This is a genomic window from Nostoc sp. 'Lobaria pulmonaria (5183) cyanobiont' (genome assembly GCF_002949795.1).
Taxonomy (GTDB): domain Bacteria; phylum Cyanobacteriota; class Cyanobacteriia; order Cyanobacteriales; family Nostocaceae; genus Nostoc.
In genome coordinates, this window is sequence record NZ_CP026692.1 from 1,174,134 (window position 1) to 1,198,931 (window position 24,798).

20 protein-coding genes and 1 pseudogene are annotated in these 24,798 nt (G+C 41.6%); 13 read left to right on the forward strand and 8 right to left on the reverse strand.

Annotated elements, in window-relative coordinates; translation table 11 throughout:
* Positions 1-224 precede the first annotated feature (224 nt).
* Together NLP_RS05005 and NLP_RS05010 are read left to right on the forward strand one after the other, a co-directional pair.
* Positions 225-638, forward strand: a complete 414-nt coding sequence (locus NLP_RS05005; protein WP_104905420.1) for a RusA family crossover junction endodeoxyribonuclease — start codon at positions 225-227, stop codon at positions 636-638.
* Entirely contained in the window at positions 638-1,318 is a 681-nt protein-coding gene (locus tag NLP_RS05010; RefSeq protein ID WP_104905421.1) for a hypothetical protein, read from the forward strand. Before NLP_RS05005 ends, NLP_RS05010 begins: the two co-directional genes overlap by 1 nt.
* 85 nt (positions 1,319-1,403) lie before the next feature.
* Here NLP_RS05010 and NLP_RS05015 read toward each other — a convergent pair whose 3' ends face one another.
* Positions 1,404-3,695, reverse strand: a complete 2,292-nt coding sequence (locus NLP_RS05015; RefSeq protein WP_104905422.1) for an amylo-alpha-1,6-glucosidase — start codon at positions 3,693-3,695, stop codon at positions 1,404-1,406.
* Positions 3,696-4,921: 1,226 nt separating this feature from the next.
* On the opposite strand from NLP_RS05015, the gene NLP_RS05020 reads away from it, so the two are divergent.
* The 4 genes from NLP_RS05020 to NLP_RS05035 all read left to right on the forward strand — a co-directional run bounded on the left by NLP_RS05020 (position 4,922) and on the right by NLP_RS05035 (position 10,253).
* Complete coding sequence (locus NLP_RS05020; RefSeq protein WP_104905423.1) at positions 4,922-6,931, forward strand: DICT sensory domain-containing protein; 2,010 nt, start codon at positions 4,922-4,924, stop codon at positions 6,929-6,931.
* A 145-nt stretch (positions 6,932-7,076) separates the two neighbouring features.
* Positions 7,077-7,499, forward strand: coding sequence for a photosystem I reaction center subunit II PsaD (locus NLP_RS05025; RefSeq protein WP_104905424.1), 423 nt, complete (start codon positions 7,077-7,079; stop codon positions 7,497-7,499).
* 147 nt (positions 7,500-7,646) lie between these two features.
* Complete coding sequence (trpE, locus tag NLP_RS05030) at positions 7,647-9,176, forward strand: anthranilate synthase component I (RefSeq protein WP_104905425.1); 1,530 nt, start codon at positions 7,647-7,649, stop codon at positions 9,174-9,176.
* 384 nt (positions 9,177-9,560) lie between these two features.
* Positions 9,561-10,253, forward strand: coding sequence for a hypothetical protein (locus NLP_RS05035; RefSeq protein ID WP_104905426.1), 693 nt, complete (start codon positions 9,561-9,563; stop codon positions 10,251-10,253).
* Between the two features lie 415 nt (positions 10,254-10,668).
* On the opposite strand, the gene NLP_RS05040 is transcribed toward NLP_RS05035, so the two are convergent.
* Entirely contained in the window at positions 10,669-11,124 is a 456-nt protein-coding gene (locus NLP_RS05040; protein ID WP_104905427.1) for a nuclear transport factor 2 family protein, read from the reverse strand.
* 361 nt (positions 11,125-11,485) lie between these two features.
* Here NLP_RS05040 and NLP_RS05045 point away from each other — a divergent pair, with 361 nt between their 5' ends.
* Positions 11,486-12,073 (forward strand): Uma2 family endonuclease, encoded by a 588-nt coding sequence (locus NLP_RS05045; protein ID WP_104905428.1) that lies wholly within the window; start codon positions 11,486-11,488, stop codon positions 12,071-12,073.
* Between the two features lie 2 nt (positions 12,074-12,075).
* Here NLP_RS05045 and NLP_RS05050 read toward each other — a convergent pair whose 3' ends face one another.
* From NLP_RS05050 to NLP_RS05065, 4 genes and pseudogenes are all read right to left on the reverse strand, one after another.
* A complete protein-coding gene (locus NLP_RS05050) occupies positions 12,076-14,010 on the reverse strand; it encodes a type I restriction enzyme HsdR N-terminal domain-containing protein (RefSeq protein ID WP_104905429.1) in 1,935 nt (644 codons plus the stop codon).
* Positions 14,011-14,346: 336 nt separating this feature from the next.
* A pseudogene (locus tag NLP_RS34645) lies at positions 14,347-14,563 on the reverse strand (ExbD/TolR family protein); the annotation flags it as partial.
* A gap of 256 nt (positions 14,564-14,819) precedes the next feature.
* On the reverse strand, positions 14,820-15,224 hold the full coding sequence (locus NLP_RS05060; RefSeq protein WP_104905430.1) for an ExbD/TolR family protein: 405 nt from the start codon (positions 15,222-15,224) through the stop codon (positions 14,820-14,822).
* Positions 15,211-15,879 carry a MotA/TolQ/ExbB proton channel family protein gene (locus tag NLP_RS05065; protein ID WP_104905431.1) on the reverse strand — a complete coding sequence of 223 codons (669 nt, stop codon included), beginning with the start codon at positions 15,877-15,879 and terminating at the stop codon, positions 15,211-15,213. The genes NLP_RS05060 and NLP_RS05065 overlap by 14 nt, the downstream gene beginning before the upstream one ends.
* 358 nt (positions 15,880-16,237) lie before the next feature.
* On the opposite strand from NLP_RS05065, the gene NLP_RS05070 reads away from it, so the two are divergent.
* The 3 genes from NLP_RS05070 (at position 16,238) to NLP_RS05080 (ending at position 19,548) form a co-directional block, all read left to right on the forward strand.
* Positions 16,238-17,758, forward strand: coding sequence for an energy transducer TonB (locus NLP_RS05070; protein WP_104905432.1), 1,521 nt, complete (start codon positions 16,238-16,240; stop codon positions 17,756-17,758).
* 493 nt (positions 17,759-18,251) lie between these two features.
* On the forward strand, positions 18,252-18,497 hold the full coding sequence (locus tag NLP_RS34650; protein ID WP_099099597.1) for a hypothetical protein: 246 nt from the start codon (positions 18,252-18,254) through the stop codon (positions 18,495-18,497).
* 10 nt (positions 18,498-18,507) lie between these two features.
* A complete protein-coding gene (locus NLP_RS05080; RefSeq protein ID WP_104905433.1) occupies positions 18,508-19,548 on the forward strand; it encodes a hypothetical protein in 1,041 nt (346 codons plus the stop codon).
* Between the two features lie 103 nt (positions 19,549-19,651).
* On the opposite strand, the gene ilvA is transcribed toward NLP_RS05080, so the two are convergent.
* Complete coding sequence (ilvA, locus tag NLP_RS05085; protein WP_104905434.1) at positions 19,652-21,163, reverse strand: threonine ammonia-lyase, biosynthetic; 1,512 nt, start codon at positions 21,161-21,163, stop codon at positions 19,652-19,654.
* A gap of 403 nt (positions 21,164-21,566) precedes the next feature.
* On the opposite strand from ilvA, the gene NLP_RS05090 reads away from it, so the two are divergent.
* The 3 genes from NLP_RS05090 (at position 21,567) to NLP_RS05100 (ending at position 23,848) form a co-directional block, all read left to right on the forward strand.
* Positions 21,567-21,872 (forward strand): RNA recognition motif domain-containing protein, encoded by a 306-nt coding sequence (locus NLP_RS05090; RefSeq protein ID WP_104905435.1) that lies wholly within the window; start codon positions 21,567-21,569, stop codon positions 21,870-21,872.
* Positions 21,873-22,279: 407 nt separating this feature from the next.
* Positions 22,280-22,729 (forward strand): hypothetical protein, encoded by a 450-nt coding sequence (locus NLP_RS05095; RefSeq protein WP_234017216.1) that lies wholly within the window; start codon positions 22,280-22,282, stop codon positions 22,727-22,729.
* Between the two features lie 111 nt (positions 22,730-22,840).
* On the forward strand, positions 22,841-23,848 hold the full coding sequence (locus NLP_RS05100; protein WP_104905437.1) for an aldo/keto reductase: 1,008 nt from the start codon (positions 22,841-22,843) through the stop codon (positions 23,846-23,848).
* A gap of 134 nt (positions 23,849-23,982) precedes the next feature.
* Here the strand turns inward: NLP_RS05100 and NLP_RS05105 are convergent, their stop codons facing one another.
* Positions 23,983-24,378 carry a hypothetical protein gene (locus NLP_RS05105; RefSeq protein WP_104905438.1) on the reverse strand — a complete coding sequence of 132 codons (396 nt, stop codon included), beginning with the start codon at positions 24,376-24,378 and terminating at the stop codon, positions 23,983-23,985.
* Between the last annotated feature and the right edge of the window lie 420 nt (positions 24,379-24,798).

Genomic DNA, 24,798 nt, shown 5'->3' on the forward strand with positions numbered 1-24,798 from the left:
GCGACTTGAGGGTATACTGTTTCTACATTGATTGCCAGCCTGAAACGGCATGGTGTGAGTGATGAGATAATTCGTGAAGCACTCAGCGAAGCTACTGGGCAACACAGCAACAGTTAGTAATGGCAGTAAGAGAAAAGCTAAATTCAACTAAGTAGTGAGAATTATCTGCTTGTGTTTTAGGTTACTAGTATAGAATAACTTTTGATCTATTATTTAAAAGTGCATTGACCAGATTTGAGTTCATAGTAGATGGGCCACCAGTATCACAACAGGCTCGTAAGCGCGGTAAGGGCAATCGGCTTCAAGATTGGAAAAAGACAGTGCGACAAGAGGCTGAAAAATACTGGTCTTCGGAACAAAAAACAGCTAGTGGTTTGGTTATGCTCCAGATAACCTATTTCTATGATTCTGTTCAAATAGATATAGATAATATAGTGAAGCCTATTCAAGATGCAATTAAAGGATTAGCCTACGTCGATGATAATCAAGTAAGCGATCTCCTAGTTAGAAAGAGGAATTTGTCAGGTAACTTTAGAATAGAAAACATGACCTCGACATTGGCTGAAGGTTTTGCCCGTGGCAATGAGTTCTTACATATTGTCGTAATTAATGCTTCTAACCAGGAGGTACTTACCTGATGGAAACTTCAACCGCAAACTTAGAAAGAGAGCGATTACTGAAACTAGCACAGGAGTATCGCCAGAAGGGTTACGAAGTTTTTTTTCATCCAAATCCAGAAGAATTGCCTGACTTCCTTAATAACTATCGCCCTGACATGATAGTACGTCGGGGAGAAGAAAATGTAGTTATTGAAGTTAAGTCACGCTCTTCACTGAACTCTTCTTCTAATCAATACTTAGGTAATTTAGCTCAAGCGGTAGAAAAACAGCCTGGTTGGAGATTTGAATTAGTAATGACCAACCCAGAGGATACAATGTATTCCTTGAAAGCAGAGGCTTCTCTTCAAGAACATGAAATAGAATCACAGTTGCAACTAGCAAGGCAACTTATAACGCAACATCCAGAATCAGCTATCCTATATTCCTGGTCTTTAGTAGAAGCAACTTTGAGACTTATTGCCCAAAAGGAAGAGCTAAGTTTACAAAGATTTGATCCACTCTACTTAATAAAGCAATTAGCAACTGAAGGTGTAATTTCAAAATCTGAATATCAGTTACTAATGGATGCACTCCCATTGCGTAATTCTATTGCTCATGGCTTCAAAACTACACAAATTACGCAAAATTATGTATCTGAATTGATCGAGCTTACAGAACAACTCTTGAGAACTCTATACACTGGCGATGAAGCAGGCTAACACTGCGTTGGTTGGAGTGGATGGCACTGCGCGATCGCACTAATCATAAAATAGGGAGTGAGCCATTCACCACTCCCTAATTTCTCTAAGCTTCAATAACTACTCGAAGATTGCCCCGTTTTCTCGCAACGCGACAAGCAGTTGTAGTCCCAGAACGCTCGAATTCCAAATCGAGGATGGTGGGGCCGACTCGCAAATTATGAAATGATAGGCGATTAATCGATTCTGGCAAAGCCGGGTCGATTATTCGCAAGCAGTTATTTTGAGCGTCAGGCACTAAGTTGACCATCATTTGCAGTAGTTGAAAAATACTACCTGTAGCCCAAGCTTGGGGAGTGCAGGCAACTGGATACTGCACAGGGGCATTATCACCGTTCCGTTCGTAGCCGCAGAAAAGTTCTGGAGGACGTTGATAGGGCTGCTGCTGAGTCATATCGAATAAACCTTGGAATATTTCTAGGGCTTGATCGATAAGACCGAGCGATCGCAATCCCATTGCAATCAGAGCGTTATCATGAGGCCAAACCGAACCAATGTGATAACCCATCGGATTATAAGCGGGTGACAAACTACTCAAAGTCCGAATACCCCAACCATTAAACATATCTGGTGCCCGCAACCGTTCTGCTACACTATGAGCTTTTTCGTCTGTGAAGAGTCCCAAATGTAGACAATGACCAGGATTTGAGGTAATACTGTCTACTGGCTTGCCATCTCCATCCAAAGCCAAAGCGCAGAAATCTTGATCTTCTACCCAAAAATCCCGATTAAAACGAACCTTAAGATTTCTCGCCTCTTCTTGCCAACGATCTGCCAAATCAAGCCGCTTCTTCATCCTAGCTATTTCTGATAGGCGCATTTTTGCAGCATAGACGTAAGCTTGTACCTCACACAGGGCAATTGGGCCGTTGGCTAATTCTCCCTTGCGGTCTACGATACAGTCGCCGGAATCTTTCCAACCTTGGTTAACAAGACCGCGTTTGGATCTACGGAAGTAGCTGAGGTAGCTGGTTTCTTTGGTATTGCGATCGATCCACTCCATTGCTGCTAGAGCATTGGGCCAAAGTTGCTCTAGGAGTTCTTGATCGTTAGTCCAAGCATAATGTTCGGCATAAAGCAGCAGCCACAAGGGAGTGGCATCAACTGTACCGTAGTAAGGTGTATGGGGAATTTCTTGACAACGAGCCATTTCTCCCAAACGTAACTCGTGCAAAATCTTACCCGGTTCTTCTTCGCGCCATTCGTCGTCAATTTTACCTTGGTATGTCGCCAGTAATATCAGAGTTTCCTTGGCAATTTGCGAGTTTAACATCAGGCTTTGAGAAGCTGTAATCAGCGAATCTCGCCCAAATAATGTTGAAAACCAAGGTACTCCCGCAGAAACAGTCTTATGCTTACCAAAAGACTGGCGCAACAAATACATATCTTGTTCAGCCCGCTCAATCACTCGATTGAAGGTACTCTTATCTGAGCTTATGCGGGTAATTTGTTGTACCCAGTGTTGCTCCTCCATCCACTCAGCAGCTTTTGCCTGTCCTAATGTGGTGGCGGCGCTCACGGTTGAACTGGACTGGTTGTTTCTCAACATATTCACTCGGTAGCCCAGCTTTTGAGTTTCGTGAGAAGCCAACTCTAGCTGCCAAACCGCAGTGTAACCTTTGAAATAGTCTGGTTGCCGATGCTGGAATAGAATCCGGGATTCCATCACTGAGCCGTCCAAACCTTGATAGGCGAGTGTTAAGGATTCTTCTATATAGGCAGATGGCTCTTTAGGTACTGGTGCAACACCATCGATGTGAGAAGATGTTCCTTCCTCAGTCGTCGGTTCTACTAGGCGTAAAAGCCGACCTCGTTTTTCTCTGTCATAGCCCCGGACTTCAAATAAATCAAGAAAATCCGCATCAAAGCTGATGGTTAGTTCAAAATTGACAGTAGTTGTGCTGTAGTTAGATATTTCTATTTCTTCAAATAATGCTCCATTCAGCACGATTTCTCGGCGAATTCCTACAGTCTCGGCTTTTAGGCGTTCCTCAATTCTGGGGTTGGTACACAAAACTGAGAGTGAAAACCCTTTTTCGGCAGTACTACTGAGGAGTACAGGCGATCGCCCTTCAATTTGTAACTCCAAGCGATTGAGAAATCTCGTATCACAACAAAACAGTCCCATACTGGAATTGCCATCGTTGAGGGAACAGCCAGAAATATTCCCGATAGTATCTGTCACAAAAAATAAATCATCATCTTTAACCGTTAGTGTCGGTTGCGATCTTTCAACCACAACACAAGGCCACTCAGGGATCGGTAATTGTTCGGCAGGAATAAAAGTTTTTCCATCCAGAAAAATTTTTTCTGGGGTGATTAGCGTATCCGGTGTCATTAGACAAAGTTCCGTGTACAGGTCTATATTTTTGTGGTCTTTTGAGTAGAAGTCTCTTACCCAAGAGGCAGAGGGAAAGAATAAATACCCTTTTGCTTTGAGACAGAGCGTCGCAAAAAGAAAGATTTGTGTCGAGACACGTAGTTTAAACAAAGGACAGCGTATCGTAGAGAGACAGAAAGTGCAAAGTCAGATCAGCAATCTTGCCCTGCTTTTACAGCGCTTTTCAAGTAATTGAACTACACTACTCCCTACTCCTTGTCTTAGTCTTAGTCTAAATACCTGAAAACCTCTGTAAATATGCTGTTTTCTTTTTGCCCCATCCTCTCTACTTCTTGTTCATCCTCACAACTTCCGAAAAAAGACGCTCTTTAAAACTCGTTTGAGCTATTCGAGCCAAAATAATCCTGACATATTGCTGACAAAATAGCAGCGCTCATATCTATATAAGTATAAGCAAATATTATCAAAGGAGGCAGGAGGCAGACTCCCCTCAGCAATAACTGCCTTTGTCGATAAATTTATATTTTATAAGTGTGAGGTCAAGACTGAAAACTGAGGGTTTTGAGATAATTTATTAGCCGTTGAACTTTCAAAGACACAAGGTATATAGTATACTCAGTGAAAATGTGAAGCTTACGGTTTTTGTTGAACATAGAGAAAATTTATTCTTTTACTAGAATACGATTTTGTCTTAAATATCTTTGGTATTTGATTAGACTAATTTATGATAATTAATTAATTAATTGATTAAGTTTAATCAATAATTAGTGATTAAGTTATGTGAATATCACATTCATGATTTTTGGGTAAGAAAATTTCTTTAGCGAGCATAAATCAACGTCGGCAAAGTAGGCAATGTCTACGACAGGCTCTTTTGCCGATGCATAGACTGTAAATCGATTGTCTGTGGTTATTAGCGAACACAGTAGTCAAAACCATACAATAATTAATGTTTTAGTACTTATTCCTGAAAGATTTTACCTGTGTAAGCAAAAGCATCAGTTGTCGAGAATGTATATTGGGCGTAATAGGTTGTCAATCAACAAATCAAGTATACCCGCGCCCCTTAGTTGGTAACAAAGTGTTGCGACTGCTTTGGCGAAAAGCGCTTTTTAGCGTTCTTTACATATTGCAGCTGTCTATTTAACTTGAGAGTCCCTGGGAATTTGTACAATGCAGCTGTGACGTGGATCTGATCGAGGTTGAGCGTTTAACAATAATTCATGAGCATTTCGACTTCTGTGCTGAGTGATCTGCTAAAGTCCCTACCCTACTTGCGGCCCCAGCTATATTTTAAGGCTTCACTAACGGCGCTCTCCCACGCGATGGAAGATCAAGTTTTGGCTGCGACTTTAGCACAACCCCTTGTAATTGCTAGTTTCCAGCGAGAGCGATTCTACCGCCAAGAAGCTCATCGCTACCTGCGATTAGCCTTGCGAAGTAACCAAATATACGTATTATCTGCTCCAGAAACGGATTTCACCAACAGTTCGGAAGACTACGAAAAAGTGGCTTTTGAGCCAACAGATGGCTTAAGTCAGGAGTGGCATTTGGTAGTGATCGCTGACAATTATGCTACTTGTCTGGTTTGCCGAGAAAACCTTGGTTCTCTTGCCAAAAACAAGCAACTACCGGAACTAAGCCCTAATCTGGATATAGACACAGCCCGAAGATTTGAGGGAATTTGGACATCGGAAAGGGGAGTTAGCCTCAAAGCAGCCGAATTGCTGTTAGATAGGATTTTGGTTTACAGACCAGAACTGACAAATAAAATTCAACAGGCACGTCAGAGGTTTGGCATCGGGGAGCCGCGAAACCACTCTGGAGCCGAACAGGACAATGAATATGCCTGTGACATTGATACAGATCCCTTTGTGCAACGCTTAGTAACTTATTTGCAAGCTAGTCAATACAAATTGCACAAAGCTTACCGTTCTATTGCTGCCCAAGCACGAAAAGAACGATTAGTCAACTCAATTAGTACTGCCATTCGGCGATCGCTCGATCCTCACGAAGTTCTCGAAGTGGCGGCACAAGAATTAGGGCAACACCTAGAAGCTTGTCGGTGTTTAATTTACCGCGCTCAAGCCACAGATAGCCAAGCGATAATTGAACACGAGTTTTTGACTCCCGGTGTTTTATCTGTTTGTGGGCAAACCTGGGAGTTAGAGAAAAATTCTTTATTTCGGGACATCGTAGAACAAGGCGAAGGTGTTTGTGTAAGCGATACGCTGAGTGACCCTCGCGTTACCAAATCGCCAGGACTTTCCACGATCGCCAAAAAGTTTGCTATTCGTTCTTGGCTGATGGAACCAGTGTTCTATCAGGGGCGATTATTGGGAATTGTGGAGTTACATTACTGCCGGATGCCACCGCACGAGTGCCAACCTGGGGAATTGGATTTGATAGAAGCGATCGCTACCCAAGTAGGAGCAGCTCTCATCCAAGCGGAAGCTTACGCTAACCTAGAAGAACTTAACCAGCAGCTAGAAGCCCTAGACCGTACCCGCAGCAACCTCATAGCCATCACCGGACACGAACTGCGTACCCCCCTATCCACAATTCAAGTGTGCCTGGAAAGTCTCGCTAGCGAACCGGATATGCCCTTAGAGTTGCAGCAGATCATGCTCAACACCGCTCTTTCCGACTCGGAACGGATGCGAAAACTGGTACAAGATTTCCTTACACTTTCCAACTTGGAAAGCGGCCGGGTGGAATGGCATCCAGAATCCCTCACCTTACAAGAATGTGTGGATTTAGCACTCAGCCGAAATCGCACGCGTTCCTCAATGGAAAAGCCGCCCCAAATCAAGACTCAAATTGCCGAAAATCTACCTTTAGTAAGAGCTGACGGTGATTGGCTAGTCGAGGTACTGGCAAAACTCATGGATAATGCTTTGAAATTTACGCCACCCCAAGGAGAAATCACGATTAAAGCGATTTACAACAGCCGTCAAATGGTCGAGGTGACTGTGGCTGACACTGGACGCGGCATTGAACCAAATCGTTTAGAAATAGTTTTTGACCGCTTCTATCAAGAAGAGGGAGCGCTGCGCCGCACCACTGGTGGGACTGGGCTTGGTTTAGCAATTTGCCGTCAAATTGTTAATGGCTGGGGTGGGCAAATTTGGGCAGAGTCAACTGGTAAAGACCAAGGTAGTCAGTTTCACTTCACCATCCCGATTGTTCAGAGTAGCCAAGAGGAAAAGCGGACAAAAGTCAAGAGTAAATAGGTATTGGGCATGGGGGATTAATTTTTAACAAATGACAAAGAACAAAGGACAAATGACTAAAAACTGTTACAGTCTATGACGCGATCGCAATATGATCCTGGTTGCGGTGTTAGGATTCCCTAAAAACGTTGAGAGAATCATCTTTATGGCAGAAACACTCTCTGGACAAACCCCGCTATTTGCTGGCAGCACTGGTGGTTTGTTAAACAAAGCAGTAGTTGAAGAAAAGTACGCTATCACTTGGACTAGCCCAAAAGAGCAAGTATTTGAATTGCCTACAGGTGGTGCTGCTATTATGCGGAAAGGTGAAAACCTGCTGCATATAGCTCGTAAAGAATATGGCATCTTTTTGGGCGGTCAGCAACTCCGTAAACTCAAAATCACAGATTACAAAATTTACCGGATTTTACCCAACGGAGAAACTACCTTACTTCACCCAGCCGATGGCGTCTTCCCCGAAAAGGTGAATGAAGGTCGTGAAAAAGTGCGTTATGTCCCACGCAGCATTGGGCAAAACCCCAGTCAAGCACAACTCAAGTTTAGTGGTAAAGCTACCCACGACGTATAGGGACTAAGGATTGGGGATTGGGAGCAGAGGAGCAGAGGAGCAGGGGGGAAGTTACAGCAAATCTTTCCCCTCTGCCCCCTATCCCCTCTGCCTCTTTGCTTCTTGTGCCCCATGCCCAATGCCCAATGCCCCATCCCTAAGCAATTTATGGTATTCCCCGATTTCTCCGAATTTTCTCAGCTAGCTCTACAAGGCAACTTCATTCCGGTATATCAAGAATGGGTAGCGGACTTAGATACGCCCGTATCTGCTTGGTATAAAGTCTGTGCGGGTCAGCCCTATAGCTTTTTGTTGGAATCGATAGAAGGTGGTGAAAAGCTGGGACGCTATAGTTTAGTGGGCTGCGATCCGGTGTGGGTTTTGGAAGCAAGGGGCGATCGCACGACTCAGAAAAACCGCGATGGTTCGCAGGTGGTTTTTACAGGCGACCCTTTTACAGCTTTAGCCGAATGTTTAGCACCTTATCACCCAGTGAAATTACCAAAGCTACCGCCAGGAATTGGCGGTTTATTTGGGTTTTGGGGCTATGAATTGATTCAATGGATTGAGCCGCGTGTGCCAATTTATCCACCAGATGAGCGAAATATACCTGATGGGTTGTGGATGCAGGTAGACCACCTGTTGATTTTTGACCAGGTGAAGCGGAAAATTTGGGCGGTCGCCTATGCTGATTTACGCGACCCGAAAGTAGATTTAAAAGCAGCATATCAACAAGCAGGCGATCTCGTCACTCAAATGCTCGAAAAGCTATCTCTACCTCTATCGCCACAAAAAACTCGATTGGAATGGAAACCGCCAGGGAGTAGGGGAGCAGAGGAGCAGGGGAGCAGAGGCGCAGAGGAGTATCAGAGTAATTTTACCCGCCCTGATTTTTGTGCCAGTGTCCAAAAGGCCAAAGACCATATTAAAGCAGGCGATATTTTTCAAGTAGTAATTTCCCAGCGACTATCAACAACATACACAGGCGACCCTTTTGCCCTTTATCGGTCGCTACGTCAGATAAATCCTTCGCCTTACATGGCCTACTTTAACTTCCAAGATTGGCAAATCATCGGTTCCAGTCCGGAAGTGATGGTGAAAGCCGAAACCGATGCAGATGGTGGAATAATAGCGACGGTACGCCCAATTGCTGGGACGCGTCCACGGGGTAAAACCACTAAGGAAGATGCAGCCTTCGCTGAAGATTTACTCCAAGACCCCAAGGAAATTGCCGAACACGTGATGCTTGTGGATTTAGGGCGGAATGATTTGGGGCGTGTTTGTCAAAGTGGTAGCGTCAAAGTTGATGAATTAATGGTGGTTGAACGCTACTCCCATGTGATGCACATTGTTAGCAATGTTGTGGGGAAATTAGCAGTTGGTAAAACAGCATGGGATTTACTGAAAGCTTCCTTCCCAGCAGGTACGGTAAGCGGCGCACCCAAGATTAGGGCGATGGAAATTATCCACGAGTTAGAGTCTAGTCGTCGGGGTGTTTATTCGGGTGTGTATGGATATTACGATTTTGAAGGGCAATTAAATACTGCGATCGCAATTCGCACAATGGTAGTGCATGATAATACGGTCAGCGTACAAGCCGGTGCAGGTTTGGTAGCTGATTCTGAGCCAGAGAAAGAATATGAAGAGACGCTGAATAAAGCTAGAGGTCTATTAGAGGCGATTCGTTGTTTACGTTAAACTAGGGACTGAAGAAGGGAATAGGGTACAGATTATTCCCTGTAACCTGTCACCTCTCCTCTAACCGTAATCTCTTTTACTGTTTGTATAGTTTCTCTCGCATACAATTAATTGCACACTGGTTTTTGTTGCTTAATTGTAAAACCGGGCTTGATATAAGTACAGTAACAGTTCGATCTGCTGTATGACAATTAAATAGTTTTCAAGCGAATACGGACTTCTTTACGTATTTTAATATACAAAATTATAAGAAGTAGTATCGACTTCTAGAACCTTTCTCGCTTAAGAGCGTTTCAACTATTCTTTACTTGTTTATATTTAAATAACAATATATCTTTTGATAGAGTAATAATTTATTCATCTACCAAGAGTAATAGATTATCAATGACTTTTTTCAATCCCTCGGAGCCGCTCCTGCGTGAAAAACAGCAAGAGCTAGATTTTCAAGATATTCAAGGTCTAGTCTGTCTAAACTACCAAATTGGAAATTTCATCCTCTTTTCAAAGTTTTATACTTGCGTCGATCAAGCATTTATTCTCTGGGGACTAATTTCATCTGGAATTTTTGTAACCGCCCAGTTTCTACCCATTAGCTGGAGTCGCCAAGCGATTTTGTGGTCAGTGCTTACCTTATTTGGTGCAGTCGCTATGGTAAATTTAACTTGGTTTTGGGCAACTGTAGAACAGCTACGCTGGGTTATTTATAGCTGGGCGATTTTAATCATAATAGGTTTAATCTTGACCGATCTAAGCATTTTTTTGGGATGGGGAGAGGTCTTGATGCGTTTGTGTCCACTGTGGTTAGGATTAAGTGCCATCGGCTACCTTTGCACGGGGGTAGGAATGCGTTCACGCACATTTATTCTGATGGGGTTTATTCATTTGCTGGGAATCTTAGTTTTACCGTACTGCGGTGTTATGCAGTTTCTCTCAACGGGGCTAATTATGACCGTTAGTTTACTGTTACTAGCAGAATTACAATGGGATATGCAATCTTCAAGTGATTACAACCAATTAACACCACAACAAAAGCAGTTTAACCAAGCACAGTCCCAACGACGTAAAATGAGTAGCTAAAGTTATAAAGAATTAAAATCTTACTTTAGACAAGTTTGTATAAACAATATAGCTATATCTCTTGGCTAGGTAGTGTTTCTACTTGCGAGAGAGAGTTTTCCACCCAACTGTTAGCTATTCTATATTTATGAAAACAAACAACACTGTATGGGTGTTATGCCGCTGTGGCCCATTATCAAACATCGAAGGAGAGCGACCGCAGATGTTTGAACAGTGTAAACAATAAAAACCGTTGACGGTGTGGAGTTTTTGTCGCTTCCTCCACTTTATTATCACCAAGGGAAGGTTAAATTCTTTATCAGAGCGGTCTGAGGTGATAAACGTCTCGTGTTTTTTACATTACAACTTAATTTTAGCACTTCAATCTCTTTAGTTCAAATGAATTAAGGAGATTGAAGTGTTACGATTAGTGCAACTATCTGTTAACTGGTGTTTGTGTGTCAAAATATTCACGCCACCGACTAATCTGACCATTCTTGAAATCTACAACAATTACGTCATCAGCTTTATTACGACGACCTGTCGCCTTTTCCGTATCTTCGTAGTACCACTCTACTGCTGCCCGATTTTCTCCAATAATAATCCGCTGGATATCTATTTTGATATCTGAATACTGTTGTTTAAAATGGGTAAGTTCTTCTCGAATTTTTTCTTGCCCACGCCAGCATTGACCAGGCACGATTAGTTCTCCATCAACCGTAAACAATTGTGTAAGAGCATCGACATCTTGAGCAACCCATGCATCTTTAGCTTTTTCTATTAATATCTGGATATCTTGTTGGTTCATAGACTGACTGGCAAATAAAGGTGTGCTAAAAGTTAAGCTAATAAATATAGTTGCTAACACTAGCCATTGAGATAACCAAAGCATCTAGATTTTTCTACTCTCTAAAGTATCAAGCTATAGAGCATTAGTAATATTTAACCAGAAGTTGTTTTGATTGCGATCGCTCCTCCAAAAAGTCAGGTTTTGATTGGATGCAGAATGTTTATAGCGCTGATGTTAATTCTACAGCCAAAACTGGTGATCGCCTTCTAACATACTGCTTGGATAAATCCCCCTTCATCGCAGTTTTGCCATCTTATGCGCTCCATATACTGGCATTGGTCAGCGAGGCATTTTTAATGCTCCATAATGCAGCAAGGTGAGTTTTAAAGTAGTTTCCAAGTTGTGTGGTGCGATCGCACCACACACACAACTAAACTAGAAAGTAAGATGCTCAGGATAGCTTATGAACCCTGTTACAACCACTTTACCTTCTACACTCAAATTAAAAATTGACTTGACTGATGAGCAATTTTTCCAAATGTGTCAGAAAAATAGTAATTATAGATTTGAGCGCACAGCATCAGGGGAAATATTAATTATGCCACCTACAGGTAGTGACACTGGCAGACGTAATGTTAAAATTACCACTCAATTAGATATTTGGAACTCTGAGAGTAGTTTAGGCGAAGTTTTTGACTCTTCAACTGGTTTCACCCTACCCAATGGTGCAGAACGTTCTCCTGATGTTTCTTGGGTGAAAATTGAGCGATGGAATGCTTTAACCCCAGAACAACAAGAAAAATTTGCCCCGATTTGTCCTGATTTTGTAGTAGAGTTGCGTTCTCGTACTGATTCCTTGAAAGAATTGCAAGAGAAAATGCAGGAGTATATCGAAAATGGTACTCAATTAGGCTGGTTAATTGACCGGAAAAACAACCGAGTGGAAATTTATCGTCCAGGTAAAGATGTAGAGGTATTAGACAATCCTGCTAGTTTATCAGGAGAAAATGTACTACCTGGGTTTGTGTTAGATTTACAGCAGATTATGTAGCTTTATCGATTAGGATAAATATAGCGCACTTCAAAGCGACTTTGTTCCCAAAGTGGTATTAAAGCCTGTTTAGCAGCATTTAACTGAGCTTGTGAAAAAGATATTTTACCATTTTCTATAATCCAAATAAATATCCGAGTAATTATATCTGCGTTGAAACTATTCTCGTATTCACTATTCTTGATTCTTGTTACTTGCCAATCTAAGCAATCTATAGCATATTTAAAAGTCAAGTTTTTCCAATCTGTGGAATTGCTATAATTTTCTTCTTGCGTATTTTTCCACTCAACTCTCCGCAAATTTCCAAAAATATAGTCTATGCCTGTTATCGAAGAATCTGTATTACGCACTAAATTTGTATAGGCTCGGTAATATGGTTTCAATAACGAAACAACAATATTTTCCACATATATATGTAGCCAAGATTGTATGTCGTGAAGATAAGGAACTAAATCTGTGATATTATCAATTTCTTTAATCAGCGCACGTTCACTTCGGCAATTTGTTATTTTTGCTAACAATTCAGCTTCAGATAGTTGAGATTTTTCTGAGTAGTAATTAATAACTTTGGGAATATATTTATCTAATAACCACTGTTTAGTATATCTAGTTGTCCAAGTTCCTCGTACTCCAATATTTTGCTGCCATAAGCTAAATTTAGCTGTTTTAAGAGATTGTAAGTTAACATCATTTAACTCGTAAATTATGTTAGCTTTTTTACTAGCTAACAAAGATAAATTCCTGTCAAATTGAGGTAAGATAAATGCATGATCGCGAATTCCTCGACTGACTCGAATGGATATATCTTCTCTATGAAATAGATGCCATTCTGACTTGCCTTTAGTATAATCAAATTCTTTCGCAAACTGCTGCATTAATTCCCATAATTCTTGGCTTACAGAAAAAAGGATAAAACCGCGAACTTCTGAGAACTTTACGAATTCAAAATCCCATGTTTCTAGAGCATTCTCAAATTCAATTATTAAATTTTGATATTCTTGACAAATTTCATCAACACACAAACATAAGTCTGTTGCTTCTAGCTTTGATAAAATGACTGTTATTTGACCCAAATTTACTGTAAAATTATTTTTATCTATCTGTTTTAAAAAACGACGACAACCCCAATTCGGTTGAGTGTGTAATCCAGTCATTAACTGACCTAAAATATCTTGATGATTTAAGTTAATTTTTAGACCTTTAAAAAGAATACTACTGAATTCTATTTGACAATTACCTTCTCTAAAAGCTTTGGGTAAATTACAGGCGATCGCTACTTTTGGTTTCACAACAACTAAGTCGTAGCCTTCTCGCGTTATAGAAGGCTTAAAATCATATTTTTCTAAAAAATCCTGTAAATCTGGATGGCGTATGATTAATTTTTCTATTAAGTTATATTTAGTATATGTCAAAATACTGGCTGTATTTTTATCGATATTTTTAACTAAATCAAAATTGAGTTTATTATAAAACTTTGAGGCGACATCGTTATTTTTTAAGGTATCTATATTTAGATCGAATACTAATTTTTCTCGATTATAATGCAAACGCTGAAAAACTTTGATTTCATATCCATTAGTGACAATAAAAAATAGTGTTTTAAAATGATTACTATAAAATTTAGCTTGCTCAATAGCCTCATTTAGCTTCGTTTTTTGCGGTTCTATCGCTTCCACAAAAATCAGTGATGTATTTGTATTTTGTTTTTTTAAATCATCTGTTGCAAAATAAATCTGAGCAATTTCTGCATTTTTGGTGTAGGTTGCTGATTGATATGTTTTCAAAGAGTATTCACGATGACATATCTCTGGATAGCAGAGATAGTGAAACATTGGCAAAATTAACTTTTCTTTTACATCATCTTCATTTCGTAAAACACGATGGTCAAAACCTTGTATCCATGTAATGAATTTTTTAATTGACTCTGGAATAGTCATCAGATAATCTACCTGCCTGTATAAATTTGCTATGCCTTATTTTGTTCGTGTAATTAGCAATTTATCAAGTCAGTTTGGATTATGTCGTGATTGTAGATACTAGAATGGAACCATTCAGCTTAAACTTAACCTTGCCAAAACCTAGACCAATAAAAGTTACTGCCGTTATAATTAAACATCTAGTGAAAATCAGGTAGGCAAAATTAATGAATTGTGTATAACAAGAATTTTGGGCAACGCATAATGAATTTCTGGAGATGTCTATTAAACTAGAAGGAGTTAGGAGTCAGAATATAGAATTTTCCTGACTCTCTGAACTTCTGATGCCCAATATATCTATTTATTCTTTTTGGGTGCGATCGCTAATTTAGCCCCCGGAACCTGACGTACCCGATCCATCACCGCCACCACTCTACCATAATCAACTTTTTCATCAGCATTAATAATCACTAACACTTTTGGGTTAGAACCAACCCACATTCCGCACTTGCGCTGTTAAATCATCAACTGCAATTGGTTTACGGTTCAGGCTTACCTGTTCTTTTTCATCTACTGCAAGCATGACGGGAGTTGCTTTCTGATTACTAATGTTTGACAGCGACCACTTTTTAATTCATTCACACTAATAATAGTCATTAGACAAGAAGGAGTTTGCAGTTAAGAGCCAGAATATAGAGTTTCCGTTAATTCTGGCTGCTAGTGTTGTTAAAATGGTTGGTGAATTTGAAGCAAGCAATTTTAATCGATGGAAAGATGTTAGCCTAGGTCAAAACATCTTGAAGTATTTAGATAAACAGTATTTATACTTATTATCTTTGGGTAGCGATCGCTAACCTTGCTCCTTTCACCTGACGTACTTGATCCATTATCCCCACTATCTCACCGTGCAAGACTTTTTGATCAGCATTAATAATCACCAATGCATCTGGGTTAGAACCAACTAAAGTCCGCACTCGCGCTGCTACATCATTAACTGCTATTGGATCGCGGTTTAGGCTTACCTGACCTTTTTCATCTACCGTGATGGTAACTTTAGTGGGAATTTGCTGTTCCTTCGCCGTGGCTGCCTTCGGTAGATTTACTGGCAACCCTTCCGACCTTGTTAAAAACAACGTTGACATAATAAAAAATGTCAAAAGGGCAAACATTACATCAATCAGAGGTACTACATTTATAAATGGTGCTAAATCTGGTTCATTATCATCTAGATCCATAAGACTTCTCCTGTTGTTCGTGGCGATTGAGTTGGTCATAGCGATCGAGGAACAGTATTTCTAGCTGTCCGCCGTACTCTTGAATCATTGTTATCTGCCGCTGGTATAGTCCCCGGAAGATGCTGGCTCCTAAAAGCACAAAGATAGCCACAATCAATCCTGAAGCGGTAGCAACTAAAGCTTCACTAATACCAGCAGTGACTGCACCAGTTTTAGTAGCTCCGACATCACCAACATTCAGTCCAGCAAATGAGCGAATTAATCCTAAAATTGTGCCGAGAAGTCCCAACAGAGGTGCTAAACCGATAATGGTGTCAAATACAGGTTGAAATCGCTTGAGCATAGGGATTTCTGCTTGCGCCTCGCTTTTCAAAGCCAAACGAAATTTTTCTGGAGTCGGTCTTTCTAGCTGTAGTCCAGCCAGAAAAATGCGTGCTATAGGTAAATCTACGTTTTTTTGCAGCTTATCCACAGCACTAACGAGATTATCAAGTCGATAAAGATTTAAAACCTCTCGCACCACCCGGTTTTGACGCTTACCAATCTGTAGCCAAAACTTCGCCCGCTCAATCATTAGTGCCCCTGCCAACACCGAAAACGCCAGCAGGGGCAACATGACCACACCGCCTGCTTCAAACAAATTCTGAATTCCCATGTAGTGCCTCTAAACGTCATCAACAATACAAAATTAGACTACCAGAATCAAGCGTAAAAATGAAACTTTTTCTCAAGAAAGTTTAAAATATAATGGTAATTTTTTCAAACCTAATTCTCATTATTTTTATTTAATCTTTTTTTGTTTTATATAAATTAATTTAATTGACGCAGAACACAAAAATTAATTTTATCTAGAAATCGTCATAATCAACAGTATTTTTCAAAGATATTTTGATTATTTTGATTATTAAGTATCCTGTTTATAACACTGCCCGAAATAATTTTAATTTTTTACTTGATATTTACAACCATGCATTCTAAGATGACTAAATTAGTGAGAATAGGTAGCAATAGCTATGAGCTTTTCCGGCACTACTGTCGAGCAACGTTCCAAAGAAGTTGAGGCTCTCAAGTCTTTTCTGACTTACAGTCTGATAGGTTCACTGGCGCTGCATATCGGCGTACTGTCCTCAGGCATAGGTAATTATTTGACAAGAGTGCCCACTGGAGAAGAAGAACCAATAGAGGTGGCGATCATAGATACTCCGACTGCGGAGCCAGAAAAACCACTTGAAAAAATTACAGAAGAACCCAAAAAAGAACCAGAAATTGTTCAAAAACAGCCTAGAGAAATTCCACCAGTACAAAAACCAGTACAAGAATTGATTGAAAGACCAAAAATTCAGCCAGTTGAACAACAACTAAAACAAACTACTCGAATTCAGCCAGTTGAACAACAACCAAAACAAACTACTCAAAACCCACAACCAACAAATAGGGAAATTGCTCCCAAGCCAGAAGTCCCTGTGAAAACTGTTGCTCCTCAGAGCGGTGGTGGCGGCGGTGGCGGCGGCGGTGGTAGTTCAGTCCTGACGGATAACTCTGGTAGTTCTGGCTCTGGCGTTGCTTTAAGTACAGGTTCAGGTACAGGTACAGGTACAGGAATTGGCTCAGGAATTGGCAGTGGTAGAGGCTCAGGAATTGGTTCTGGCTCAGGTAGTGGTACAGGTTCAGGAATTGGTTCTGGCTCAGGTAGTGGTACAGGTTCAGGAATTGGCTCTGGCTCTGGCAGTGGTATAGGCAATGGAGTAGGAAACCGTCCGACAGTAGCAACTGCACCAACTGCACCAACACCTCCACAAATTAACAATTCAGGTAACGGTAATGGTCGTGCAGCTTGCCGCGAATGCAACATCAAGTATCCAGAGGGAGCAAGACGGCGAGGCGTCGAAGGCAGACCAGAAGTAAAAGTTGATACTGATAAAGAAGGTAATGTCACCAACGTGCGGCTTACTAGCTCCAGTGGAAACCGCGAATTAGATGAAGATTACGCCAGACAAGCACGTAGTTGGAAATTAAAACCCTCAGAAGGTGGTAGACAAGGAGTAACTATCGCCACTGAATTTGCCATAAAAGGTTCACGGCGATCGCGCCAAGTTCAAGAACGGCAAGCACAAAGAGAAGCAGAACAGAAAACCCAGCAGGCAGCAGCTGCTGCTAACTCTACACCAGAAAATCCAAGACGTAGGCGCAGAGAGTTGACACCCCCATCTAATGAAACTACAGCCACAAGACCAGCAATATCTGGATTGAGTAGACGGTTGGAACCTCAAAGACGAGAAAGTACTGCTACAAGCTCATCATCTGAAGCTCGGACAACTCGTACTCAAGGCAGTGCAACAGAGTCTCTACGCCGCATCCGGCGTGAGCGAGCGGCTACCGATTCATCTCCAAAGCCACAAGCAACCACAAATCAACGGCGGCGAAGAGATAACAACAACAGTAGCCAGAACAAGTTGCGGGACTCTTTGCGCGGTTTACGCCAACAACGTCAATCGCAACCTGCTGCACCATCTACTACTCCTAGTCAGCCGTAGAGGGACAAAACAAAACTTACTGGAATCATACTTTGATTAGCGATCGCACACCGCCTCCTGTTTTTAAGGAGACGGTTGTTTTTTATATAGGAATAATGGCTTTGTTAAGCATCACCCCTCTACCATGAGGAAGAGGGGTTAAAAGTGGGGTAATTTTATGATGGGCAATTAGATAGACTGGCGCTCGCTTGATTTGCCAGTCAATAGTAGTGAAAGTGAATAATTCTGCACTTTTCCCTACCAACTTTTCTGATAAGGGCCATGTAAATCGCTGCGCCTAAAGAATCATAGTAGTGTTTGCTGATCACCAATTATATGCTCAGAGATATAGTCAATGGCTAACTTTCAATTTGCTCATCTGCACTTGACGCTAGGCGTCAGATTCACTGATTTCAATAAAACTTCTACATAAACACACACTGATGCGGTTTGATTTGCTTGAATAGCTATATTGATAAGACATTGATCCGACGGCAATTCACAATTCCTGATTATGGCAAGTAAATTCATTGATGTTAGGGAATATACTGTCAGGGCGCACAAAAGACAGATTCATACTCGTGTTTTCCAGTTTGTCTGTAAAGAGTGTAACGATCTGACAAAGCGCGAGACTTTCGGCCCTCGACCTTTATATTGTGAGAGATGTCGCCCTCCCCAACCGCCTAAGAAATCCCAGCCAGCATCTCACAAAGCAAAACCCAGAGCAATGTCTTATAAAAGTGATATCGATTTAAATTGATTAAAACCCTATGACTCAAAATGGACAATTAGAACCGCCTCCAGAAACCTTTTTCTCACCACTGTTGGAATTACGAGACTATTATGCTCGCCTTACAGAAGAGTATGAACGCCTCTTTGTGCAGGCGCGATCGCAGCTCGATCACGTAGAAGCATTGTTGTCTAACTGGTCTTTTTCTGATGCCAACAAGCAGATATCAATATTAACGACCGCTGATGAAACCTCAAATCTTTCTCCAGAAGGTTCTCTGCGGTTTTTATCACCCCTTGATGACATCGAGGAAATCAACTTGGTGGAGTCTTTAGAGTCAGTACCAAAAGACTCAGATCGAGTTGAGATAAATAATTCCTTTTCTGCTGCTGTTGATACAAAAGAGAGTCAATCTCTAACGACATCAACAGATCCAAAGATCGCCCCAGAGAACAACGATAGTTCAATGAAGGTAGTGGAAATTCCGATGCTACCTCAGTATCAGCACGCTATCTCGCGAATGGAAGCCATAAAACAGCTATTGCAGGAGCACATAGGCATTGTCTGTCATATCGATTTTATCGTGCGATCGCTCTATGGAGAGTTAGATTCCCATCTATTCAAAGTAGTTAAAGGTAGGGTGCAATCTTCCCTCACCCAAGGCAGAGAAAGGAATTACTGGGTAACTATTCCCGATGAGCCAGGTTGTTATACTCTGGATTTAAGTTTGGTAGCCCCAAGTAATCGTAATGGTGCTTCTAGGAGTATCAAGAACAAAAATAAGAAGCCTTTCGTACCCCCGACAAAAACAGTACCGATGCTCAAAGCCTTTGAGGGTCAATTCTTAATTGATGCCCTCACCTCTCTGTTGGAAGAAAATCCAGGTAAAGTTTTCAGCGTTGCTGAAGTGATCGCCGGAATTTATGGAGAACTAGATTCTCAGCAAATTAGAGAGATCAAAAATAAGGTACTGAATGAACTATCTAGAGGCTATCGGACAGGTAGATTCGCTAGGGTTCCTAATCAAATCGGCTTCTATACTTGGGACTCAAATCTGATATTGAAGGGGAGTTCTCGTTAAATTGGGCATAGGGCACAAGAAGCAGAGGTGCACAGGGGCAGAGGGGAAAATACTTACTGCAACTGCTCCCCTGGCTCCCTGCTCCCTGCTCCCCACTTCCCACCTATCCCAAAAACAGCTTGTATGCCGGATTCTTATTCTCATCCCAATAGCGATAGCCCAGGCGATCGAGAAAAGCTTGCCACTCTTCCATCTCGTGGGGGGGAACCTGGATACCAACAACGATTCGTCCGTAGTCTGCACCGTTATTGCGGTAGTGAAAAAGACTAATATTCCAGTCGGGACTCATGGAAGTCACAAACTTCATCAATGCGCCGGGACGTTCTGGAAACTCAAAACGGTAGAGCAATTCATTGTCAGCTAGGGGAGAGTGTCCGCCCACCATGTGCCGCAGATGTAGTTTAGTTAGTTCGTCGTCTGTTAAATCAAGGGTTTCAAATCCATGAGCTTCAAAGGTTTCTACCATCTTGACAGCATCAGCACGGTTTTGAATTTGCACGCCGACAAAAATATGGGCTGTTTTTTCGTCGGCAATGCGATAATTAAACTCGGTAAGATTACGGTTGCCAATACATTCACAAAACTGGCGAATACTTCCCCGTTGCTCTGGAATTGTGACTGCAAAGATTGCTTCGCGGCGTTCGCCCAACTCTGCGCGTTCTGCTACAAAGCGGAGGCGATCGAAATTCATGTTTGCACCACAGGCGACAGCAATTAAGGTTTGTCCCTCGATTTGTTCTCGTTCGGCGTAGGCTTTGGCAGCTGCGATCGCTAATGCACCAGCTGGTTCTAAAATGGATCGCGTATCCTCAAACACGTCTTTAATCGCAGCACAAGTATCGTCTGTACCCACCAAAATAATTTCATCTACATACTGCTGACATAAACGGAAGGTTTCTTCACCTACTTCCCGCACCGCCACGCCATCAGCAAATAAACCCACTTGGGACAAGCGCACCCGATGTCCGGCTTTGAGTGATTGAGACATGGCATCAGCATCTACTGGTTCAACACCAATAATCTTGATTTCGGGACGCAACCGTTTTACATAAGCCCCAATCCCAGAAATTAATCCGCCGCCGCCAATTGCCACAAAAATTGCATGGATGGGTTGCTGATATTGCCGTAAAATTTCCATCCCGATTGTTCCCTGTCCAGCAATTACATGGGGATCGTCAAAGGGATGAATAAAGGTCAATCCTTTTTCTACTTCTAATTCACGCGCATAGCTATAAGCATCGTCATAAGTGTTTCCATATAACACCACTGCTCCGCCCCTCATTCTCACCGCATCTACCTTCACTTGAGGTGTGGTTACTGGCATGACAATAATCGCTCTGGTTCCTAACCGTTGGGCTGCAAGGGCGACTCCTTGAGCATGGTTCCCCGCAGACGCGGCAATTACACCCTGTGCCAATATATCTGGTGGCAGTTGCACCATCTTGTTATAAGCACCTCGCAGTTTAAAGGAAAATACTGACTGCATATCCTCACGTTTCAACAGGAGTTGATTGTTCAGCCGCGCAGACAAATTTGGTGCATACTCCAGTGGTGTTTCCTGGGCAACATCATATACACGGGCAGTCAGGATTTGGATGAGGTAGTCGCAAAACATGGGCGTCAAGCTGTTAGCAAATGCTGGATGGAAATTAATTTTACGTTACAAGCGATCGCACTAGTTTCATTTAATTACACTCTCTCGAAATTTTGATTGAACAAAATTTAAAAATTACTAATTAATACTCTTTGAAGAGAAATAAGTTCAGTTATGGAAGCTTTTTGATGACTGCAAATTTCATGCGATCGCTGGTAGGTCGATTTTAAACGAGTTTTGCCAACTATCCGAATATTTAGATCGACAAATTAAGTATAGTGTTACTTAAGAACATAACTTCTCCATTTATGTTAAAGTATGCGTGGAAGATCAAATTCGGCTGTACAGTTTGTTTTTATATATACTTGTATTACAGACCTCTCCGGATCTAAATCTCTACATCCTCTGATTCTGGAGACATTCTATGTCAATTTACGTTGGTAATCTATCTTATGAGGTTAAAGAAGATGACCTCCGGCAAGTCTTTGCAGAATACGGAACTGTAAAAAATGTTCAATTGCCTATCGACCGAGAAACAGGTCGGATGAGAGGTTTCGGCTTTGTGGAATTGGAATCAGACGCCCAAGAACAAGCGGCAATTGATGCCCTTGATAATGCTGAATGGATGGGTCGAAGCTTAAAAGTTAATAAAGCCAAGCCCAAGACAGACGGTGGTTCCTCTGGTGGTAGACGAGGAAACTATGGCGGTGGTGGTGGTGGCCGCTATTAAGGTCTAAAACCAACAATTTAACTCTAAGGTCTTGAGGGCAGACAAAGGGTCTGCCTTTTTTGTGCTTCGGTTAAACGAAGAAAGGCAGTTCCAATGAAACAAGTTTCAAAAGCCTTGGATGAAAGAATGACTGGGGACTGGTATTTTGACTCAGCACGGGCTAAACGCCCCGCTACCAACAGTACGGGCTAAAGGCCCCGCTTCCGCTAACAGCACTCAGCACTTTCAAGTCAGAGGGCAGGATGCAGGAGGTTTTAGGAAATAATTCTTATCAAGCCATGCGTTAGGGTAGCTTACCGCAGGTATCGTTTTATGTAATAGGTGTAGCAACCATGAACCCAGAAGCTAAACATATTGTTAATGAACTAAGGCATAAGTTCTACTCTAACTTTGCTACTGCTATGAATATGCCGGTGATCGTAACTGGTACATCTTATAGTAGTAATTCACCGATCGCATCTTGGATGGATCGTAGGCAGAGACTAAACTATATTAATGTATACGCTTATACAGCGCCAGATGAATTTGTCCCATTCCGCCCATTCATTCTGCGAGTGGCTATTAACAAAAGTGCTGGTAGAGTGACAGTGACCAGAAAAGGACAAGTCTGCCGAGGTCTGAATTTGTTGTGGGATTTCGAGTTAACTGTACTACCAAAAGAAATTTTAGACTTTCTTCCCTGGATAGTTAACTTAATTGAGGCCCATGATAAAGGTTCGCCCTTGTTGCTAGAATCACCACCCCATTCATTTGAATTAAAAGTGTCAGAGGTGGAGTTATTTAATAACGCCTGGACTGAAAAAGCTTGGCTCTTGGCAAATCCGACCATGTTCCCTAATAGTAGCCTGTCAAGTTGAAATTAATGAATCAAGACTAGATGGGAATTCTAACTATCTCAAATTTTAACGAATGATTTCGGACTGCTATATATGCCTGATAATTAATAAGGCAATCTACAAACAGCAAAGATGCAGACTCTCCAAAAACTCTCACTCCCAAGCATGGGCTGCGGCACTTGGGCTTGGGGCAACCAACTGCTTTGGGGATATGACGAAAGTATGGATGAGCAGTTGCAAGCGGTCTTTAACCTTTGTGTAAGCAACGGTGTAACTTTATTTGATACAGGTGATTCTTACGGAACTGGGAGATTGAATGGTCGCAGTGAGTCACTTCTGGGACGATTCAACCGAGAATATCTCGGTTTAGGCAAAGAAAATATTTGTATTGCGACTAAGCTTGCTGCTTACCCGTGGAGATGGACACGTCAATCAATGGTAAAGGCTTGCCAGTCATCTGCCCAACGCCTGGGAAAAAATATTGACTTGGTACAGATGCACTGGTCAACAGCAAACTATGCTCCTTGGCAAGAAGAAGGACTTTTAGATGGTCTTGCCGATTTGTATGAGCAAAGACTGGTCAAGGGCGTGGGATTATCCAATTATGGGCCAAAACGGCTTCAGCGAGTGCATAAAAAATTCGCCCAACGAGGTGTTCCGATTACAACTCTGCAAGTTCAATATTCTCTGTTGTCTACATATCCTGTGACTCAACTCAAGCTCAAAGACCTTTGCGATGAGTTGGACATTAAATTGATTGCCTACAGCCCTCTAGCTTTGGGACTACTGACAGGAAAATACTCTGAGCAAGGCCCTTTGCCTAAAGGCATTCGAGGTCTGTTATTTAAGCAAATGTTATCAGGAATGCACAGAGGTAAAGCGGCTTCTGCTGGCAAATCGCTTTGGGAATGTTTGCGAGAGGTGGCACAGTTCAGAAACAAAACTATGTCACAGGTAGCAATTAATTGGTGCATCTGTAAAGGAACTATTCCCATCCCTGGAGCAAAGAGCGTGGAACAAGCAAAGGAGAATCTTGGGGCGTTGGGTTGGCAATTAGACGCTGGTGAGATTGCAGAGTTGGATCAGGCGGCGGCGAGTACAGACAAAAAAATGGTACAAAATATCTTTCAAACTAAGTGATTCAAGGTCGCTGAGTTAGAATATGAATCATTACAAACAGGTGTTTTGACTACGACTGATATGGGAATGGTGTAGTTCAATTATTTGAAAAGCGCTGTCAAATCAAGACTTTTGTTAAGAGTCTAACGATGATATTATGCAGTTTGGGTATTATGATTAGAGACTTCATCTGTACTAGCTTTTAAACGATTGACTAAGCTTTTGTGGATGCGATCGCTTTTGCGAACACCACCCGCCATCTCATATTCCTGGCTGTCTTTGCCGTACTTAAAAGCAACTCCTAGGAGCATTTTTTCAGTCAGATCGCTCAAACTTTTTTCCAACTCTTTCATCTCATTTGTGTAAGAGTCAATCATAGCTAGAGTAGTATTATAAGTATCTATTTTGCTACGATACTGCTGAATTATTTGTTTAATATTTTGCAAGTTCCGACCATCTCCAAAATCCATGCCAGGATCGATTGCTTTGAGTCCGGCGATTCTCAATTCAGCTTTTTCGAGAACGCGATATGTACGCTTTTGCCGAGGCATAATTATCTTTTTTTTATGTGTTCTAGAGCTAGCTTGCCCTACTCAAGCCTAATTTTGGTTGAGTAAAATCCACAGATATTAGTATCGAGTGTAACGATAGACTCCGCAATATCAACGAAAAATATGATGTTTGTAACGAAAATCGTCGTGGTGGTAACTAAATTCGTAACATTGTAACGAAAATAATCATGTTTGTAACAAAAATCGTCGTGGTGGTAACTAAACTGGTTATTTTTGTAACTAAATTCGTAACATTGTAACGAAAATAATCATGTTTGTAACAAAAATCGTCGTGGTGGTAACTAAACTCGTTATTTTTGTAACTTAAAGCGCAATGTTAGTGGCAATGTTAGTAACGGCAACTGGTTTCAATTCCAAACATCTAGATATCACAGGCAATTAATTGAGCAAATAATGTTG

What these genes read in the sequence shown, in the direction of transcription:
- NLP_RS05010 (WP_104905421.1), top strand. Translation starts at nt 638, where the DNA reads ATGGAAACTTCAACCGCAAACTTAGAAAGAGAGCGATTACTGAAACTA.
- NLP_RS05015 (WP_104905422.1), bottom strand. Translation starts at nt 3,695, where the DNA reads ATGACACCGGATACGCTAATCACCCCAGAAAAAATTTTTCTGGATGGA.
- NLP_RS05020 (WP_104905423.1), top strand. Translation starts at nt 4,922, where the DNA reads ATGAGCATTTCGACTTCTGTGCTGAGTGATCTGCTAAAGTCCCTACCC.
- NLP_RS05025 (WP_104905424.1), top strand. Translation starts at nt 7,077, where the DNA reads ATGGCAGAAACACTCTCTGGACAAACCCCGCTATTTGCTGGCAGCACT.
- trpE (WP_104905425.1), top strand. Translation starts at nt 7,647, where the DNA reads ATGGTATTCCCCGATTTCTCCGAATTTTCTCAGCTAGCTCTACAAGGC.
- NLP_RS05035 (WP_104905426.1), top strand. Translation starts at nt 9,561, where the DNA reads ATGACTTTTTTCAATCCCTCGGAGCCGCTCCTGCGTGAAAAACAGCAA.
- NLP_RS05040 (WP_104905427.1), bottom strand. Translation starts at nt 11,124, where the DNA reads ATGCTTTGGTTATCTCAATGGCTAGTGTTAGCAACTATATTTATTAGC.
- NLP_RS05045 (WP_104905428.1), top strand. Translation starts at nt 11,486, where the DNA reads ATGAACCCTGTTACAACCACTTTACCTTCTACACTCAAATTAAAAATT.
- NLP_RS05050 (WP_104905429.1), bottom strand. Translation starts at nt 14,010, where the DNA reads ATGACTATTCCAGAGTCAATTAAAAAATTCATTACATGGATACAAGGT.
- NLP_RS05060 (WP_104905430.1), bottom strand. Translation starts at nt 15,224, where the DNA reads ATGGATCTAGATGATAATGAACCAGATTTAGCACCATTTATAAATGTA.
- NLP_RS05065 (WP_104905431.1), bottom strand. Translation starts at nt 15,879, where the DNA reads ATGGGAATTCAGAATTTGTTTGAAGCAGGCGGTGTGGTCATGTTGCCC.
- NLP_RS05070 (WP_104905432.1), top strand. Translation starts at nt 16,238, where the DNA reads ATGAGCTTTTCCGGCACTACTGTCGAGCAACGTTCCAAAGAAGTTGAG.
- NLP_RS34650 (WP_099099597.1), top strand. Translation starts at nt 18,252, where the DNA reads ATGGCAAGTAAATTCATTGATGTTAGGGAATATACTGTCAGGGCGCAC.
- NLP_RS05080 (WP_104905433.1), top strand. Translation starts at nt 18,508, where the DNA reads ATGACTCAAAATGGACAATTAGAACCGCCTCCAGAAACCTTTTTCTCA.
- ilvA (WP_104905434.1), bottom strand. Translation starts at nt 21,163, where the DNA reads ATGTTTTGCGACTACCTCATCCAAATCCTGACTGCCCGTGTATATGAT.
- NLP_RS05090 (WP_104905435.1), top strand. Translation starts at nt 21,567, where the DNA reads ATGTCAATTTACGTTGGTAATCTATCTTATGAGGTTAAAGAAGATGAC.
- NLP_RS05095 (WP_234017216.1), top strand. Translation starts at nt 22,280, where the DNA reads ATGCCGGTGATCGTAACTGGTACATCTTATAGTAGTAATTCACCGATC.
- NLP_RS05100 (WP_104905437.1), top strand. Translation starts at nt 22,841, where the DNA reads ATGCAGACTCTCCAAAAACTCTCACTCCCAAGCATGGGCTGCGGCACT.
- NLP_RS05105 (WP_104905438.1), bottom strand. Translation starts at nt 24,378, where the DNA reads ATGCCTCGGCAAAAGCGTACATATCGCGTTCTCGAAAAAGCTGAATTG.